Origin of the sequence: Rodentibacter sp. Ppn85 (assembly GCF_001999335.1) — a bacterium.
GTDB lineage: Bacteria > Pseudomonadota > Gammaproteobacteria > Enterobacterales > Pasteurellaceae > Rodentibacter.
Map to the genome: position 1 here is coordinate 16,243 of NZ_MLHS01000024.1, position 17,670 is coordinate 33,912.

Genomic DNA, 17,670 nt, shown 5'->3' on the forward strand with positions numbered 1-17,670 from the left:
ACGGAACAAACCTAATGGCAAAACAAGATTATTACGAACTCCTCGGTATTCAAAAAGGTGCCGATGAAAAAGAAATTAAACGTGCATATAAAAAACTCGCAATGCAATATCATCCCGATAGGACTAAAGGTGATAAAGCTAAAGAAGAAAAATTCAAGGAAATCCAAGAGGCTTATGAAGTTTTAGGTGATAAAGAGAAGCGCGCAGCTTACGATCAATACGGACACTCTGCCTTTGAGCAAGGTGGATTTGGTGGCGGTAACGGTTTTAGCGGTGCTGATTTCGGTGATATGTTCGGCGATATTTTTGGCGATATTTTTAGTGGCGGTCGTACCCGTCAGCGCGTGGTGCGTGGTGAAGATTTACGCTATGATCTTGAAATCAGCTTAGAAGAAGCAGTAAAAGGCACAACCAAAGACATTCAAATCAATACTCTTGCTCATTGCGATAGCTGTAATGGTACAGGTGCGGAAAAAAGCTCAAAAATTGAAACCTGTCCAACCTGTCACGGAGCAGGACGTGTTCGCCGCCAACAAGGTTTCTTCGTATCTGAAAGTGTTTGTCCGACCTGTCACGGCTCCGGCAAGAAAATTGAAAGACCTTGTCACGTTTGCCATGGAGAAGGTCGCGTTCATAAAAAAGAAAGTCTTTCGGTTAAAATCCCGGCGGGTGTGGACACAGGTAACCAACTTCGTTTAACAGGCAAAGGTGCTGCCGGCGAAAACGGCGCCCCGGCGGGTGATCTATATGTCGTGATTCATGTGAAAGAACATCATATTTTTGAGCGTGATGGCAATAATCTTTATTGTGAAGTACCAATTAGCTTTGCGACTGCCGCACTCGGCGGTGAGATTGAAGTACCAACCTTAGATGGTCGGGTAAAACTCAAAATTCCTGCAGAAACCCAAACCGGCAAATTATTCCGAATGCGCGGCAAAGGTGTCGCTTCTAACCGTAGCAGTTATGCCGGCGATTTAATCTGCCGTATTGTGGTCGAAACACCGGTAAATTTAAACAGTAAACAAAAAGAATTGCTGAAAGAACTTGAAGAAAGTTTGCAAGGCAAAGAGTTAAGCAAACATAGCCCGAAATCCTCCGGCTTTTTGGATGGAGTGAAGAAATTCTTTGATAATTTAGGTAAATCCGATAAATAAAAAACTTGAGAAAAAAGCCCGCACTTTGCGGGCTTTTTGTTAAAGTCATCGAAATGAATAAATATGATCTCTATTCAAAACATTATTCTTTCAATTTCAGCCATTTACTACTTAATGTTCCCGCTGTCATTGCACCATTGACATTTAATGCCGTACGCCCCATATCAATGAGCGGTTCAATTGAAATCAATAAACCGACTAACTCAAGCGGTAAACCTAAGGTTGAAAGTACAACAATCGCGGCAAAAGTTGCACCACCGCCCACTCCGGCAATACCAAAAGAAGAAATCGCTACCACTAAAACGAGTGTCGCAATATAGCTTACTGTAAAGGGATCAATGCCTACCGTTGGCGCAATCATGACAGCTAACATCGCAGGATAAATCCCTGCACAACCATTTTGTCCGATTGTTGCTCCGAAAGTGGCTGAGAAGTTCGCAACAGCAGGGTTATTGCCCAACTTATCCGTTTGAGTTTCAATATTAAGCGGGATAGTCGCCGCACTTGAACGAGAACTAAAGGCAAAACTCAATGTCGGCATGACTTTTTTGTAATATTGAATCGGGCTAACACCGGACAAGAAAAGTAGCAAGCCGTGAACGACAAACATTAAGAAGATAGCAATATAAGAAGCGACAATGAAACTTCCCAGATTCAGAATATCAGCCCATTTTGATGTCGCTCCCACTCTAATCATCAAGGCAAACACACCATAAGGCGTTAAACGAATCACAAAACGAACTAAGCGCGCAACTAATTTATTTAAGGTTTCCACCCCTTGAGCAATACGATCACCCAGCTCCGGATTTTCTTTACGCAAACTCAACGCCGCTACGCCTAAAAATGCAGAGAAAATCACAACACTAATAATTGAGGTTGGATTTGCCCCCGTTAATTCAGCAAAAGGATTCTTTGGAATGAAAGAAAGTAGCATTGCCGGCACACTTAATGCATTAATTTGATCCGCGCGACCTAATACTCTGGTTTGGGCGGCAAGCTCGCGTTCACCGGCAACTAAACCTTCCGCCGTTAAACCGAATATTTGTACCATAATAATACCGATAAATGCGGCGATCGCTGTGGTAATGAGTAATACGGAAAGCACACTAAAGCTGATTTTGCCTAAAGAGCTTGCTTCATTTAAACGGGTGATCGCCGATAAAATTGAGACAAAGACTAATGGCATAACAATCATTTGTAATAAACGAACATAGCCTCCGCCCACAAGATTAATCCAATCCAATGCGGTTTTAATCGTTTCCTCACTACCAATATTTTGTAGCAATGCCCCGGCTGCTAAACCAAGCGCTAAACCGACAAAAACTGTTTGTCCTAATTTTTGTGTCTTTTTATAAAGATAGCCTAACAATACAAGAATCAGTGCAAAAATGATTAAAGTAAGAAATAACATATTAATATTCTCCTATAAATTCAGGTTGCGATATTAGATAGACTTCCTCATAAAAGATCTAATCGTTTTTTGTTATAGCTTATAATTTTATAGAATATCATTTTAAACAACGGATACCGCTTTAATTTGTACATACACACTCATACCAACCGTAAAGCGTAATTCATTTTGCGCCCATTTGCTGATACTTGCCCAAATCTTATGCCCTTCGACCAATAGCGCAATATCCACTCGTGAATCCTGTATATCAATTTGTGCAATTTGCCCATGTAAAATATTGCGAATACTGGTTTGTTGCGATTTTTGCAAAGCAATTGAAACGTCAGAACTATAAATACAAATCCTTACAGGTCTCCCCACTTCCGAATTTACTTGATTAATCCAAAGTAATTGTTCGCCTAATGAAAGTGCGGTCATTTTATAAGGCGGATTATGTAAATGCACAGGTAAAGCTAAAACACTACTCTGCTCATTGTCCTCTTTCCATGGTGCGAAAATAGTACTGCTCCAAATTCGTTCCACAGAATCATACGCTTTTACTTTTCCATTTTCCATTAATACCACGAGATCCGCGAGTCGCAATAATTCATCTAAACTATGAGTGACATACAAAATGGGAATATTAATTTCTTGAGAAAGCCGCTCCAAATACTGCATTAATTCCCGCTTACGCGGCACATCTAAGGCTGAAAGCGGCTCATCCATCAACAATATTTCCGGATCGGTCAGCAACGCCCGCCCAATAGCAACACGCTGCTTTTCCCCCCCGGAAAGAGTGAGCGGATAGCGTTTTAATAAATGCCCGATACCAAGCAACTCAACAATGTAATCAAAATCCTCTTTCCGTATATTTTTCATCCCATAACGTAAATTGCCTTTCACGTTACAATGAGGGAACAACCGAGCGTCTTGAAATACGTAGCCAATTTTTCTTTGGTGAACCGGTATATTTACTTGTGTTTCAATATCCACTAAAGTGCGGTCGTTTAACTGAACAAATCCTTCATCAGGTTGAACTAATCCGGCCACAAGATTAATTAAAGAGGTTTTACCCGAGCCGGATAAACCGAAAATAGCAGTTACCCCCTGTTCAGGGATCGATAAATTCACTTGTAAGGCAAGTTGCCCCAACTGTTTTTTTACGTTAATTTGCAACATTTCCCTGCCCTAATTTTTTCTGCATATACTTACTTAACCACTCTGAAGCCAGTAATGAAATTAATGAAAGGATAATGGCGAATACGCATAAACGGGCTGTTTGCACCTCGGCTCCCGGTGTTTGAATAAAAGAGTACATAGCAAGAGGAATGGTTTGGGTCTCACCTGCAATATTGGAAACAAAAGTAATAGTTGCGCCAAACTCCCCTAACGAACGGGCAAAACCTAATATCAATCCGGCCAATACGCCCGGCAGTGAAAGGGGAAAAGTGATCGTAAAAAATACACGCCATGGAGAAGCGCCCAAAGTTTGTGCCGCCTGTTCAAACCGAATATCAATACTTTCAAGGGAAAGACGAATCGTCCGGACGACTAAAGGAAAAGCAACCACCGCCGAAGCAAGCACGGCCCCTTTCCAACTAAACCCAAAAGATAACCCAAACCATTGATATAGGTACTGTCCGATAAATCCGTTTCGCCCCATTGCCACCAGCAATACATATCCAATTACAACCGGCGGTAACACTAAAGGCAAATGAATAACGCCGCTCACTAAGGACTTACCATAAAAATTCTTACGCGCCAAAAGCCATGCGGCGAAAATAGCAAGAGGTAAGCTCCAAAGCATTGCACTAAACGCCACACTTAAGCTTAAACGAATTGCATCCGTCTCTAACGGACTGAGATTAAATAGGGAAAGAAATTGACCGAGCAAACCGCCTATCCTTATAACACTGATATCTTGCTTAAGATTTTAACAAAAAGGGCAGAAACTTGCCCTTTCTTTAGTTAGATTTATTTCACAGAGAAACCGTAGCTTTCAAGCACTTTTTTCGCAACTTCAGAATCAAGATATGTTAAAAAATCACGGGACTCCGAATTATCATGTCCTTTCAAAATTGCCATAGGATAAACCACCGGTTTATAACTATCTAACGGAAATACACCCACAGTTTTCACTTTTCGGCTTACTTTCGCATCTGTGCTATACACGATACCATAAGGTGTTTCCGCTCGTTCAACTAATGCTAACGCACCTCGCACATCTTTAGCACGCGCTAAACGATTTTTCACTTTATCCCATAGATTCAATTTAGTTAAAGCTTCTTCCGCATATTGTCCTGCCGGCACATGCGCCGGATCGCCCACTGATAAATAGCTGTCTTTTAACGCTTCAATCCACTCGCCTTTAGAAATATCGATTGTTTCAACCGCACTTTTTTTCGGTGCAATCAATACCAATTCATTTCCCGCCAACACTTTTTCCGTTTTTTTTACCGTAAAATCCTTCTCCGAAAGATAGTTCATCCATTTATTACTGGCTGAAATAAAAATATCTGCCGGCGCCCCTTCTTCCACTTGTTTTGCTAAGGTTGATGAAGAAGCAAAAGAAAACGTCACTTCATTTTCAGGATTTTGCTTCATATAATCCGCCGCCACATTTTGCAAAGCATCTGTCATAGAGGCAGCGGCAAACACCATAACTTTAGCGGAAGTCGCCAAAGAAACGCCAAAGCCGATAATAAAAAGTGCGGTTGAAATTTTGGTTAATTTTTTCATCATTTTCTCCTATATCGAATAACGTTATCTACTAAATTATATATCGAAACAAAAAATAACGATACGTGAAAATTTGGTTTTATCATAAAATATATAACGCTTAAGATCGGTGAACATTTTTTACCCGAGTTGTCGGAGAGCTGCCGCAACTTCGATTATCATAAAAGGAATGGTTATGAAAAGTACTGAAATTTTACTTACGATAAAACTGCAACACATGCTCTTTATTGATCCCAAACGAGTTCGCTTACTCAAAGAAATTCAACAATGCGGTTCTATTAATCAAGCGGCAAAAAATGCTAAAGTCAGCTATAAAAGTGCGTGGGATCATCTTGAAGCAATGAACAGACTCAGCCCCTCCCCTTTACTAGAACGCAATACGGGAGGGAAAAATGGGGGCGGTACGGTTTTAACAAGCTATGCGAAACGTTTACTGCAACTTTATGACTTATTAGAGAAAACCCAAGATCATGCATTCAAAATTTTGCAGGATGAATCCGTACCGCTCGATAGTCAAATTACCGCCACAGCACGCTTTTCCTTACAAAGTAGTGCACGTAATCAATTCTTTGGCAAAGTTGCACGCCAGAGAATGATTGATTCCCGATGTATCGTAGATGTGGATATTGCTACTTTATCAGAACCGTTACAGGTTTCTATCACAACAAAAAGCTCTGCACGTTTAAAACTTATCACAGAAAAAGAAGTCATGCTGATGTGTAAAGCACCCTGGGTGAAAATGACAAAACAACCTTTGGAAAATCAAACAAATCAATTTCCCGTTACCATAAAATCAATCAATGAAGAGGAAGCCATTTTAGTTTTTGAGGATAGCGGAATGGAATTTTGTGCGACAATCACCCAACCAAACCAATGGGAAATTGCTCAACAAATTTGGTTGCATATCGATCCGGAACAAATTATTTTGGCGACATTAGAATAGGCTCTTAGTAAGAAAAAACGGCTGAATATCAGCCGTTTGTTTTTTAGTTTTCCCCTTCAGGAAGTGAATCGAAATAAGCTCTTAATTCATCCAGCGATGTGCCAGCAAGAGGGCTATGCGGCAGAGAGAGATATTGAGATACCGCATAAACACGTTCTTTTAACATATTATATGCAAAACTTGGTTTCGCACCGTCTAACCAAACCAAATAGCTAACCAAATAGGAATACCCCAACTCATACCAATTTGCATAGTTTGCTGCCGCAAACATCGCCACATTACGCGAAATAGCGCGTAATTCCTCCGATTCAATATAACCTGCAACATAGCTATGACGCGCGACCCAAATAGTACGAACCAAATCAAAACCGGAAATGTTGATTTTATCCGCTTCCATACCTTTCTTATCAAAGCCCAGTTCAACAATTGATTGGATTAAATCCTCAGCATGCGGATAAGCCATTAATGACATTTCCGCCCCCTCCATTGCACCATCCCATAGAGCGGCAATCTGTTCCCTTGCCTCTTCCGAACTATTAATATCCCAAGAATTTGAAAGTGAAGATTTTACCGTTGATTCCGCTTCGTTATAAATCCCATAGAAATCATTCAGAGCAAAAGAATCGCCATATTGCACGCTCAGTTCACGGCGATGAAGCGGATTATTTTTTAATTCTGTTAAAGACTCTTTGTCATCATGTAAAATCAATGAACTTTCATAAAACCCATCAATTAAAAATGCATATTTTTCTTCGTCATTTTGTAATGGTGATTTGGGTTCCGGTAGGATCAATAAACCAAAAAACGGTTCACCTATACTTTGATTAGCGGACTGAAAAACCACCCAGCCCGTAAACATTTTTACTAAACCATAGATCACCAAAACACTACTTAAGATCCATAAAATCCATTTATTTTCAATGGAAGAAAAATAGTTTAAAAACTCGTTAATAATTAGACCGCCACCAACCAAAACGAAAACTAATCCCTTTAGTAGTGAAGCCGTCCCTTTTTTTAAATCCTGAAATTTTAATTTTTTAGCGATACTCATAATTTCCTCATTTAATTGATAGTAAACAAAAAAACCTCAAAAATTATACGAAACAAAACAAAGTATTTCTAGTGTGATTGAAGTATTTATAAAAAAATAATAATGACCTATCCTTAATCACCCTCCAAACCGTTTTTTTAGACTACGCATAGCAGAATCTACAACCTCTTCATGTTTATCATTCGCTAATTTTTCTAAAATATGCTTAGGACATTTTGCATTAATTGCTACCCTCATACGCACGGTATAATCTTTATCATTTGATAGTAATTCAAATGTTTCAAGTAAAATTCGGCGTTTTTCAGCCACCATATATCGAACATTAGAATCTTTACTATATGCTAATCTCGCTAATACAGCAGGAGAAACTAAATATTGAACAACGATATATTCCAAATCAGGGTATTTTTCAATAACATCTAGCCAAATCTGCTCATCTTCAACTTCAACTCTTGGAAAATAAAGAGAACCCATTTCTTCATCCCAAACCATCTTAAACTCTTCTGCTGTTTCTATTATTATTCTCATCAATGTTTTCCTTTTTGTTTACAAAATTATTAATATCAAGATTAGTAATTACGCTCTTTCATCAATTTAACTCTAAACCATTATTATTCGTACAAGTTAATTCTTAGGTAAAATTTATATAAAAAATAACTTCACACCTTCCAAGAAAAAGTAGATAAAACGAGAAGAACAATCAAAACAAAAATAAGCACATCAAAAATAAAATAATTTTCTGAACCATTAAAGTATTTTCTTAATATCGCCTTTCGTAATTTAGGATAAAACATATACCACTGAATATAAAAACCAAGAGTAGCAAAAATAGTCAAAGTAAATGCAGAGAAGGGATTAAAAAATGCAGTGTCACCAAAACCAACTAGAGATAGAATGAAAATAAAAAGACTACCTAGGGGAAAACTTAGTGTAAAAAGCACTAACGCATAACCAATATAATCTTCCCCAGTAAATAATGGTTCTCCACTTAAATGAGCATGCTCAATGGCATGGTAAAGTAAAAATATAATGACTGCATACCAACAAAATAAAGGAAAATAAGAGAATATCTTTTTTAACTTAGATATCGCCATATCTGTTATATTCTTCTAATTCATCCGCCATTGCCGCCAAAATTTCTCTCGTTAAATACGCTAAAGAGCAATAAAACGGTAAGGTAGCATAAGTTTCTATTTGAGTTAAAAATTTCGCGGCACAAGGCAATAAGAAGGCTTCAAATAGGGTTCGTTGCGCAGAAATAGAATCAACATTATCTTCCAACCAAGAAGCCGTTAGTAAAAGTAATGCAAAATGATCCGCACTTTCCACTTCCGGCATACCACGCTCGTCACGAAAAGCGATAAAATCCGCTAAATCAATCTCATAAGCGGAAATTGCTGTAGCAACATTACCTCCTGTACCAAACAATTTTTGATATTCTTGATTTAACAATGCGAGATCAATTTTTAACTGAAGATTATCTAACGCTGCTTGACTTTCCGTATCCGCATCTAATGCCCACACTTGGTTTAAGCCTTTTTGTTGCAACCAATCAAAAACACCGGCAAGCACAGGAGCTGTCGGAGCACGATAGAATAAGTTACCGAATAAACGACTAATTAAAGAAAAATTATTCAGTGTTTTTTCTATACTCATACTGATTTTCCATTTAAAAGTGCGGTTAATTTTTCCAATGTTTTTTGCTCAACAACATCAAGCATTGCACGACGTGCTTCATCATCAATTAAATGAATATCACCAAATAACTTATAGGTTACGTTTTCAATACCGCAATAATTAAATAAACCGTTCACTAAACAATGATCCAGAGATTTATCAATACCAAATTCTTTGTACTTATCAACATTGCTACCAAGTGTGATAAATTGTTGCATTTGTTTCCCTTTCAGCAAGCCAACAGATTCCCCATTTTCTGTTTTGTAAGCAAAGCCATGGCTTAATACCCGATCCAAATACCCTTTTAAAAGAGCCGGAAAGCCCATCCACCAAAGGGGATAAACGAGCGTAATTAAATCGGCTTGGCGAATAAGATCATGTTCATATTTGACTTCTTCGGGAATAATGCCGCTATTCACCGCTTGTAATTCTTCAAAAGAAATAATTGGATTAAAATCCATGGTATAGAGATTACGGAATTGGGTTTCTACCCCAAGTGTTTGGCTGGTTTTCAACACACAATCTGCCACTGCACGCCCAAAGCTGTCTTTAGAATTAGGATGAGCAAAAATAATGAGATGGTTCATTCTGTTACCTTTTCTACAATAAGCGTGATACCTTCTACACGCACCACTTTTACAAGATCGTTTACCATAAGATGTTCCCCTTGGATACGCCAAGTCGTATCGTCAAACGCCCCTCTACCAATACCGTTTGCCGCAATTTCCCGCACTGTTCCCTGTTTACCAAGCATAGCGTGATCTCGCTGATTTAGCGTAGTCTGAGCCTGATCTCGATTATCTTTATTATATTGATAGCGCCACCAAATCACCGACAGAATACACGCCAAAACCGCATAAAAAATTGCCAATCCTGTCAATGCAAAATTCGGAAAAATAAATTGCACAAGTGCAGTCACTAAAGCGGCCAATCCCCACCAAAGTAAAAATACGCCGGGAATGATCACTTCAGCAATCAATAAAACAAAACCTAGCACCAACCAATGCCATAATGACCACACGGTTAACCATTCTGCCATATTGTCTCCTTTGATAGAAAAAGTGCGGTCAATTTTTTAACCGCACTTTGAAAAATTAAATATGCTTAGGCTTTTTTATCGCCTTTTAATAATTCTGCAATGCCTGCCACAGAGCCAATTAAGTTGCCAGCCTCTAATGGCATTAATACAACCTTACTATTTTGCGAACCGCCAATTTCTTTTAGTGCTTCCGTATATTTTTGTGCAATGAAGTAATTGATTGCTTTCGTATCACCGCTTGTAATTGCCTCAGATACCATTTGTGTTGCTTTCGCTTCCGCCTCTGCCGCACGCTCACGAGCTTCCGCTTGCAAGAAAGCCTCTTGACGTTCACCTTCGGCTTTTAAAATACGTGCTTGTTTTTCCCCTTCCGCACGTAAAATTTCCGCTTGTCGAATCCCCTCTGCTTCTAATACTTCCGCACGTTTATTACGTTCGGCTTTCATTTGAGCATTCATAGAATCGATCAATTCACGCGGCGGACGAACATCACGAATTTCAATACGGGTTACTTTAATCCCCCACGGATTCGTTGCCTCATCAACAATCGCAAGTAAACGACCATTAATTGAATCTCGTTGTGATAACATTTCATCCAGTTCCATAGAACCGAGCACAGTACGAATATTCGTCATAGTTAAATTAATAATCGCTTGTTCAAGATGATTGACTTCATAAGCTGCACTGCGTGCATCAATCACTTGAACAAAACATACCGCATCAATGGCAACGTTAGCGTTATCTTTAGAAATAACTTCTTGTGAAGGAATATCCAACACTTGTTCCATCATATTAATTTTGCGCCCGACACGATCCACAAAAGGCACAACAATATTCAAGCCCGGCATTAATGTTCGGGTATAGCGTCCAAATCGCTCAATCGTCCAATTATATCCCTGTGGAACAGTTTTTATAGTTGAAAATAAAATAACAATGATTAGTACAAGAAACACTAATGTGGCTAGCGTTAATCCATCCATTTTGTTTTCCTCTATTATGTTTAAAATGTAAAAAGTCTATCAAATTAGAGCGCACTTTGTATATAAGAATATTGCCCATTTTCTTTTACAAATTCAAAAAGATGCGTAATACAATTTGGTGCATCTTGATCCTGATGTGAAACAAATAAAAGCTGTGTATCACTGTTATTAACCAATTGCTCAATAAAATGTTTTACTAATTTTCGATTAAGCCCATCAAGTCCTTGAAAAGGTTCGTCTAAAATTAATACCGGCGGATGTTTTACCATAGCACGTGCGATTAATAACAAACGCTGTTGCCCCCAAGAAAGGGATCGAAACGGTATTCTGGCTAATGTGGCTAAATTCAAGCGTTCCAACCAGTGCATAGCTTTTAAGCGAATGGCGTCCGACACTTTCTGATAGACACCAATGCTATCGAAGAAACCTGAAATAATAACATCTAAAACAGCACAATTGACGCGATAATCTAAATGTAGCTGACTGTTTACATAACCAATTTTTTGTTTAATATCCCAAATGGTTTCACCTGAGCCTCGCAGCTTCCCAAAAATCTTTACCTCATTAGAAAAAGCCTGCGGATGATCACCTGTAATTAAAGAAAGTAAGGTTGATTTACCCGCACCGTTCGGCCCTTTAATCCACCAATTTTGCTTAGCGTTCACCGTCCAATTCAGATGATCTAAAATGATATTATCTCCATATTTAACAACCACATTTTTCAACTCAAAGTGCGGGTGATTTTGAGGAAGTTTCTGTAAGGGCAAAGCGGACTCCGGCAAAGTAACATTGATGGCTTTTTCAGCATAAACCAATTGCTGATAAATACTCTGAATTTCGATTTTTTGTCGTTCACCTTGTAAAATCAAATCAAGATTATCCAACATCGCCAAGTGTGTAGCCTGTTTAGGAATATCGGATAGACGATTCACAATAAGAATAATTGCACAATTTGATTTCAGTTCATCCAATAATACCATCCAATCTTTTACCGATTGCTGATCAAGTCCTTCAAAAGGCTCATCGAGAATTAATAAATCCGGCTTATTTAACAAGGCTTGTGCAAATAACACTTTACGCAGTTCCCCTGTTGAGAGTTTAATAAAAAATCGATCTAATAAAGCCCGTATCCCAAGTTTATTTGCAATTTCTTCACAATGCTTAATATTATCGCTGCCATTTAAGATAATATCGAGAACCTTTTTACCAAAATATAGCGGATCCGTGTCATCATTATTGAGGTTCTTTAAAATAGTTTCTAAGATCCGGCGCTGTTTTTCAAAAGAGAAAGCCTGAATTTGTTGAAATTGATTACTATATGCACCCGATTCCAAAAGCAATTTATTTTGCAAAGCAAGGGAAAATACCGTTTTACCACTACCGTTTCCACCAACGATCACCCAATATTGATTAGGTTTAACGCTAAAGTGCGGTAAATTTAAGTGGTGATTTTTATCGAGCTTAAACTTCGCATTGTGAATAAAAAGTCCCATATGACCTCTTCCTAGAAAATAAAAGGCGAGCTTTACCCACCTTCTTAACATTATAAAATTAGATGTTATTTTTCCGCTCTTCTTCCATACATACTGCCGCAGTAAATAACACATCCGTAGAAGAGTTTAATGCCGTTTCAGTCGAATCTTGTAAGATACCAATCACAAAACCTACGCCAATCATTTGTGCCGCAACATCATCAGAAATACCAAATAAGCTACAGGCTAACGGAATGAGTAGTAACGACCCACCGGCAACCCCTGATGCACCGCAAGCGCAAAGCGCTGCAACCACACTTAGTAACACTGCACTAACAAAAGATACTTCCATACCAAGTGTGTATACTGCCGCTAAAGTTAATACTGTAATGGTAATAGCTGCACCGGCCATATTGATATTTGCCCCTAAGGGAATTGCCACTGAATAAGTCTCTTCATCAAGATTTAAACGCTTTGCCAAAGCAATGTTTACTGGAATATTTGCTGCTGAGCTACGAGTGAAAAAAGCGGTTACGCCACTTTCACGTACACAAGTCCAAACCAACGGATACGGATTTCGGCGAATTTTCCAATAAACTAAAATAGGATTAAGAACAAATGCAGTAAAAAGCATTACACCGATTAAGACGCCTAATAAATGAATATAACCTCTTAAAGCCCCTAAACCTTTATCAGATAAAGTTTCCGCCACTAAACCAAATACCCCTAGAGGTGCAAATGAAATAATGACGTGTACGATCTTGGAAATGCCTTCTGCAAAATCCGCTACTACTTGTTTTGTTTCATCTGAGGCATAACGAAGTGCTAATCCCAAACCGATAGACCAAGCTAACACCCCAATAAAGTTTGCTTTAAAAATTGCATTTAACGGGTTATCAACAACATTAAGCACTAAAGTTAATAATACTTGGGAGACCGATTGTGGAGCTGAAGTGATATCCTCTTTCACAGATAATGCAACGTCCGAAGGGAAAAGCATACTTGCAATCACTGCAGCTAGCGCGGCTAAGAAAGTTCCTAAAAGATAAAGTATAATAATTTCCTTCATATTATTTTTCGAACCGACTTTTTTATTCGCTAATGCAGCCATAACAAGGAAGAAAATTAAAATCGGCGCGACCGCACGTAGTGCTTTGACGAAAATCTGCCCCAATATTCCAACACCTGATGCAAGTTCAAATCCTAACATTTGTCCAATAGTTGAATTCACTAGTGCTACAAGGAGCCCGAGTACAAGACCAATGGCAATTCGCTTTACTAAATTGCCTTGAAAAAGAAAATAAAATAAACGTGATACATTCATAATAAAACTTAAATAAAATTAAGGTTAAACTTCAGATCATTACTGATCCCCATAGGCAATCTAAAGATAACTTAAATTTATTCTAAAAGAAAACCTTTTCTTACTCTTTTTATGGTGCTTTAACCATTTTCAAATATTCACTATTTTTTCCAATATTTTGCTTTATAGAAAATTTTTCCATTCCATATTGACAGGCTGTATGAAATAACAGTATATTAACACCTGTATAAATAACCACTCAATTCAAAGGAAACAAGATGATGAACCGCACAGATATGATTGCTCAAAATGATATGACGTTTTCTTATCATCCTATGCCATTTTTTAATGACGTTGGGGAAAGATTCACATTTAGCAAAAAACTTGATTTGAATCTCTATTGTATCAAACGCCCTCAGCAAACCTGCTTTATCCGTGTAACAAATCCGAATATGCTGGCGTGGGGAATTGAACAGGGTGATATGTTAATCGTCGAAAAAAATGAACGGCTTTGCAGCGGCGATCTTGTTGTATTAAAAACCGGAATCGAATTTCATATATATGAGTTCATCACCTATGACGATGAGTTTGTCTTTATGGCACTGGACTCAAAAATACAGAATATAAAAACAAAAAACTGGACGAACTTACCCATTGTTGGAACGGTAACCAATACTATTCATCAAATTCAATCAAAACGCAATGCATTAAAATTTGCGGCTTAATAAAAAAGTGCGGTTACAATTGACCACACTTTAATTATAAATAGAACCTGCCAAGCCCTATTTAAAATTTAACTTACAATCATTGGAGCCCATATAAAGCCAAACCCAACACCAGCAATAACCCCCAATAGGGACGGCAACATAAACGGATGATTCAGAACATATTTCCCAACACGTGTTGTACCTGTAGTATCCATTTCCATAGCTGCCAATGAAGTCGGGTAAGTTGGCAAAAGGAAAATACCCGTTACAGCCACAAATGAACCTAAGATAGCCCAATTAGGGACGCCTAATGCAACAGCAATAGGAATAATTAAAGGAGTTGTAGAACCTTGAGAATAGAGCAAAGCACATGTAAAGAATAATACAGGAGCAAGTAACATAGGATAAGCCTGTAAAACATCTCCTGCGACTTCTTTAATATTACCCAGATGAGCATCGACAAATGTAATACCAAGAGTAACAATACCAAGAATGACAGCGACAGAACTCATGCCTGAACGGAAGGTGGAATTAGTAATAACTGCTTCCGGTTTCGTTTTACTAGTGATAAGCATTAAACAAGCGGATGCAAGCATAATGACAATAATAATATCACGTGTTCCCATTGACTTACCGCTTTCATACACCGGTCTTAATGCTGGTAATGTTGCAAAAAGCACAACGGCTACTGTCGCTAACAAAAAAATAATGACCGATAATTTTGATGATTTAGGAAACTCTGTCGTTTTAAATGCCGTTTTAGAAGTAAGGCCATCTTGCAAACGTTGCAAATAAACTGGATCATCCTGTAATTCACATCCTTGTCTAGAGGCTACGAAAGCTGCCACCATAGCAGCAACAAATGACGCCGGTAAACAAACCACCATCACCTGAAAAAAGGTCACAGAATTGTTTTCCATAATCGTAATCATAGCGGCCATTGCTGCACTAATTGGAGAACCTGCGACTGCGAATTGAGATGAAACCACCGCTCCCGATAGTGCTCTAGAGGGTCTAATTCCAGACTCTTTAGCCACTTCGGCAATCACAGGTAAAGTTGAGAAAACAATAAAACCGGTTCCTGCAACTATGGTCATTAACCAAGTAATAATTGGTGCAATAAAGTTAATATACTTTGGATTTTTACGCATCAATCTTTCCGCATGATGAACTAAAAATGCCATTCCCCTCGTAGCCTGCAATGTAGCTGCCGAAAGTGATACAGACATAATAATTAAAATAACATCAATAGGTACAAAGCCCATCGGAAGTCTAAGACCTAGCGTCAAAATAGCCAACCCCAACCCACCGAATAAACCAATAGCAATCCCACCGAACCGAATCCCCAAAACAATGGAGGCTAATACAACAAAAATCTCGACCCAAACCATCATAATCTCCTTATTTTGTGTTATACCAACGAATAGCGGCTCTTACCAATGCTGCCGTTGAATCTTCATATAATGTAGGTTCATCTTTTATCACCTTTTGTAAAATAAGAGGGACTTCTGTACACCCCAAAATAATTACTTCAGCCCCGCAACGAATAAGCTCATCACGTTGAACTAACATTAATTTTTCCGCTTTATCTATTTCTCCACTTTTATAAAGATAAATACTCTCCATAACTGATTTTTGACTGTTGTCCTCAGGAATTAAACATGTTAAACCTTGATTTTCTAACTTTGCTTGGTAAAGACGGGTTGCTAAAGTTGCATCAGTAGCTAAAATTCCAATTCTGGTTTTACCCATTTTTATTATTTCATTAATTGTGGAATCAACGATATTAAGCATATCCACACGGCACCGCTCTTTTAATTCATCGTACCAATAGTGTGCTGTATTACATGCGATTAAAATACATTTTGCCCCTGCTCTTTCTAACCCCTGTATGCGTTCATCCATTGCCATCAAAGGGGATTCTCCACCATGTAAAATTGATGAATTACGATCAGGAATATCAGGAATAGAGGAAATGACAAGAGGAATATGTTCTTGATCACAGTGTGCCGGTGTAAATTGAATGAATTTTTGAAACATATCAGCAGTCGCTGCCGGTCCCATTCCACCTAAGATCCCAATTACATTTTTCATATAAATCTCCCATTAAAATTTTATTGATTTATTTTTAGCAAAAAGTCGTCTAAGAAAGGAAATGCAACAAATCGAACAGCAATGCAAATATTGCATAGAAAAGTATTAAAGATGTAAAATAAGATAATTTTACTCAACAAATCAATACGATAGATAATATTGAAATTTAAACACATATTAATTTATGAATATACTATGCAAAAAATGCATAACTAGGAGGGTATAATGAAAAACATTGAAACAAAGTGGTTAGAAGATTTTTTAATCCTAGAGGAGACTAGAAACTTCTCACAAGCAGCAGAAAATAGAAATCTATCGCAATCAGCATTTAGTAGAAGAATCATTGCATTAGAAGAGGCCGTAGGCGTTAAACTATTTAATAGAGTATCATCACCACTACAATTAACCGAGGAAGGGAAGCTATTTCACTCACAAGCAAGAAACTTGTTACAACAACTTCAATATAATCTTGATGAGCTGCAAGGTCAAAATATACAAAATAAACCCAATATTACATTTGCAGCGGCACATTCACTATCATTATCAATTATGCCAAAACTAATCAGTGATATTGGCCAATCACATCATCAATTTATTTATTCAGTAGAAGCTATTGATGTCGATCAAACAGTAAAAACATTAGTTGAGGGGAAAAGCGATTTCATTTTCTCTTTCTACGATGATTTATTAAGTCAAGAGCCATTTTTATCTAAAGAAATATTAGAATCAAAACTCTACCCTGTCAGTGCGCTTAATCAAAATAAAGAGGCAATATTCAACTTTTCACAAAATGATATACCGCTTCTTAATTACACAAAGCAATCATATATGGGAAGATTAGTGAACAGAAAATTAAATCTTTATGTTCATCTAAATTTTAAAACTATATTTGTTTCATCTATGAGCGAATTGCTAAAAAAAATGGTACTAAATAAACAAGGTATAGCCTGGTTACCCGAGTATTCCATTAAAGACGAGTTGAAACAGAATAAACTTACCATTCTTAATGATAATGAATTAACAATACCAATTAAGGCTTATATTTATAGAATAAGCTCAAGATTAAACAGCTATGCAGAACAATTTTGGGATTCTCTAGATAAAAAAAGGGGCTGACGTAG

19 protein-coding genes are annotated in these 17,670 nt (G+C 37.9%); 4 read left to right on the plus strand and 15 right to left on the minus strand.

Going from position 1 to position 17,670, the window contains the following annotated elements:
• Window positions 1-14 precede the first annotated feature (14 nt).
• Window positions 15-1,154, plus strand: coding sequence for a molecular chaperone DnaJ (dnaJ, locus tag BKL51_RS05065; protein ID WP_077465652.1), 1,140 nt, complete (start codon window positions 15-17; stop codon window positions 1,152-1,154).
• Between the two features lie 82 nt (window positions 1,155-1,236).
• Here dnaJ and BKL51_RS05070 read toward each other — a convergent pair whose 3' ends face one another.
• From BKL51_RS05070 to modA, 4 genes are all read right to left on the minus strand, one after another.
• A complete protein-coding gene (locus BKL51_RS05070) occupies window positions 1,237-2,565 on the minus strand; it encodes an L-cystine transporter (protein WP_077465653.1) in 1,329 nt (442 codons plus the stop codon).
• Between the two features lie 102 nt (window positions 2,566-2,667).
• The gene (gene modC / locus BKL51_RS05075) at window positions 2,668-3,723 is read right to left on the minus strand and encodes a molybdenum ABC transporter ATP-binding protein ModC (protein ID WP_077465654.1); all 1,056 of its coding nucleotides are present in this window, start codon (window positions 3,721-3,723) and stop codon (window positions 2,668-2,670) included.
• Window positions 3,710-4,438 (minus strand): molybdate ABC transporter permease subunit, encoded by a 729-nt coding sequence (gene modB / locus BKL51_RS05080; RefSeq protein WP_077465655.1) that lies wholly within the window; start codon window positions 4,436-4,438, stop codon window positions 3,710-3,712. Before modB ends, modC begins: the two co-directional genes overlap by 14 nt.
• Before the next feature lie 80 nt (window positions 4,439-4,518).
• Window positions 4,519-5,283 (minus strand): molybdate ABC transporter substrate-binding protein, encoded by a 765-nt coding sequence (gene modA / locus BKL51_RS05085; RefSeq protein WP_077465656.1) that lies wholly within the window; start codon window positions 5,281-5,283, stop codon window positions 4,519-4,521.
• Between the two features lie 175 nt (window positions 5,284-5,458).
• Here modA and BKL51_RS05090 point away from each other — a divergent pair, with 175 nt between their 5' ends.
• Complete coding sequence (locus BKL51_RS05090) at window positions 5,459-6,226, plus strand: TOBE domain-containing protein (protein WP_077465657.1); 768 nt, start codon at window positions 5,459-5,461, stop codon at window positions 6,224-6,226.
• Between the two features lie 43 nt (window positions 6,227-6,269).
• On the opposite strand, the gene BKL51_RS05095 is transcribed toward BKL51_RS05090, so the two are convergent.
• The 9 genes from BKL51_RS05095 to sstT all read right to left on the minus strand — a co-directional run bounded on the left by BKL51_RS05095 (window position 6,270) and on the right by sstT (window position 13,769).
• Window positions 6,270-7,277, minus strand: coding sequence for a DUF1266 domain-containing protein (locus BKL51_RS05095; RefSeq protein WP_077465658.1), 1,008 nt, complete (start codon window positions 7,275-7,277; stop codon window positions 6,270-6,272).
• A gap of 117 nt (window positions 7,278-7,394) precedes the next feature.
• Complete coding sequence (locus tag BKL51_RS05100) at window positions 7,395-7,805, minus strand: hypothetical protein (RefSeq protein WP_143530538.1); 411 nt, start codon at window positions 7,803-7,805, stop codon at window positions 7,395-7,397.
• 131 nt (window positions 7,806-7,936) lie between these two features.
• Complete coding sequence (locus BKL51_RS05105) at window positions 7,937-8,371, minus strand: hypothetical protein (RefSeq protein WP_077465660.1); 435 nt, start codon at window positions 8,369-8,371, stop codon at window positions 7,937-7,939.
• The gene (locus tag BKL51_RS05110; RefSeq protein ID WP_077465661.1) at window positions 8,358-8,933 is read right to left on the minus strand and encodes a molecular chaperone; all 576 of its coding nucleotides are present in this window, start codon (window positions 8,931-8,933) and stop codon (window positions 8,358-8,360) included. The genes BKL51_RS05105 and BKL51_RS05110 overlap by 14 nt, the downstream gene beginning before the upstream one ends.
• Entirely contained in the window at window positions 8,930-9,541 is a 612-nt protein-coding gene (locus BKL51_RS05115) for an NAD(P)H-dependent oxidoreductase (RefSeq protein WP_077465662.1), read from the minus strand. The genes BKL51_RS05110 and BKL51_RS05115 overlap by 4 nt, the downstream gene beginning before the upstream one ends.
• Window positions 9,538-9,993 carry an NfeD family protein gene (locus BKL51_RS05120; RefSeq protein WP_077465663.1) on the minus strand — a complete coding sequence of 152 codons (456 nt, stop codon included), beginning with the start codon at window positions 9,991-9,993 and terminating at the stop codon, window positions 9,538-9,540. Before BKL51_RS05120 ends, BKL51_RS05115 begins: the two co-directional genes overlap by 4 nt.
• 65 nt (window positions 9,994-10,058) lie before the next feature.
• Entirely contained in the window at window positions 10,059-10,973 is a 915-nt protein-coding gene (locus BKL51_RS05125; protein WP_077465664.1) for an SPFH domain-containing protein, read from the minus strand.
• 44 nt (window positions 10,974-11,017) lie between these two features.
• Entirely contained in the window at window positions 11,018-12,466 is a 1,449-nt protein-coding gene (modF, locus tag BKL51_RS05130) for a molybdate ABC transporter ATP-binding protein ModF (protein WP_077465665.1), read from the minus strand.
• A 58-nt stretch (window positions 12,467-12,524) separates the two neighbouring features.
• Window positions 12,525-13,769, minus strand: coding sequence for a serine/threonine transporter SstT (gene sstT, locus BKL51_RS05135; RefSeq protein ID WP_077465666.1), 1,245 nt, complete (start codon window positions 13,767-13,769; stop codon window positions 12,525-12,527).
• 260 nt (window positions 13,770-14,029) lie between these two features.
• Between sstT and BKL51_RS05140 the strand changes: the two genes are divergently transcribed.
• Window positions 14,030-14,473, plus strand: a complete 444-nt coding sequence (locus tag BKL51_RS05140) for a LexA family transcriptional regulator (RefSeq protein ID WP_143530541.1) — start codon at window positions 14,030-14,032, stop codon at window positions 14,471-14,473.
• Between the two features lie 68 nt (window positions 14,474-14,541).
• Here BKL51_RS05140 and BKL51_RS05145 read toward each other — a convergent pair whose 3' ends face one another.
• Together BKL51_RS05145 and BKL51_RS05150 are read right to left on the minus strand one after the other, a co-directional pair.
• Entirely contained in the window at window positions 14,542-15,846 is a 1,305-nt protein-coding gene (locus BKL51_RS05145; protein ID WP_077465668.1) for an anaerobic C4-dicarboxylate transporter, read from the minus strand.
• Window positions 15,847-15,856: 10 nt separating this feature from the next.
• Window positions 15,857-16,549, minus strand: coding sequence for an aspartate/glutamate racemase family protein (locus BKL51_RS05150; RefSeq protein ID WP_077465669.1), 693 nt, complete (start codon window positions 16,547-16,549; stop codon window positions 15,857-15,859).
• A gap of 225 nt (window positions 16,550-16,774) precedes the next feature.
• On the opposite strand from BKL51_RS05150, the gene hypT reads away from it, so the two are divergent.
• The gene (gene hypT, locus BKL51_RS05155) at window positions 16,775-17,665 is read left to right on the plus strand and encodes a hypochlorite stress DNA-binding transcriptional regulator HypT (RefSeq protein WP_077465670.1); all 891 of its coding nucleotides are present in this window, start codon (window positions 16,775-16,777) and stop codon (window positions 17,663-17,665) included.
• Window positions 17,666-17,670: the final 5 nt, after the last annotated feature.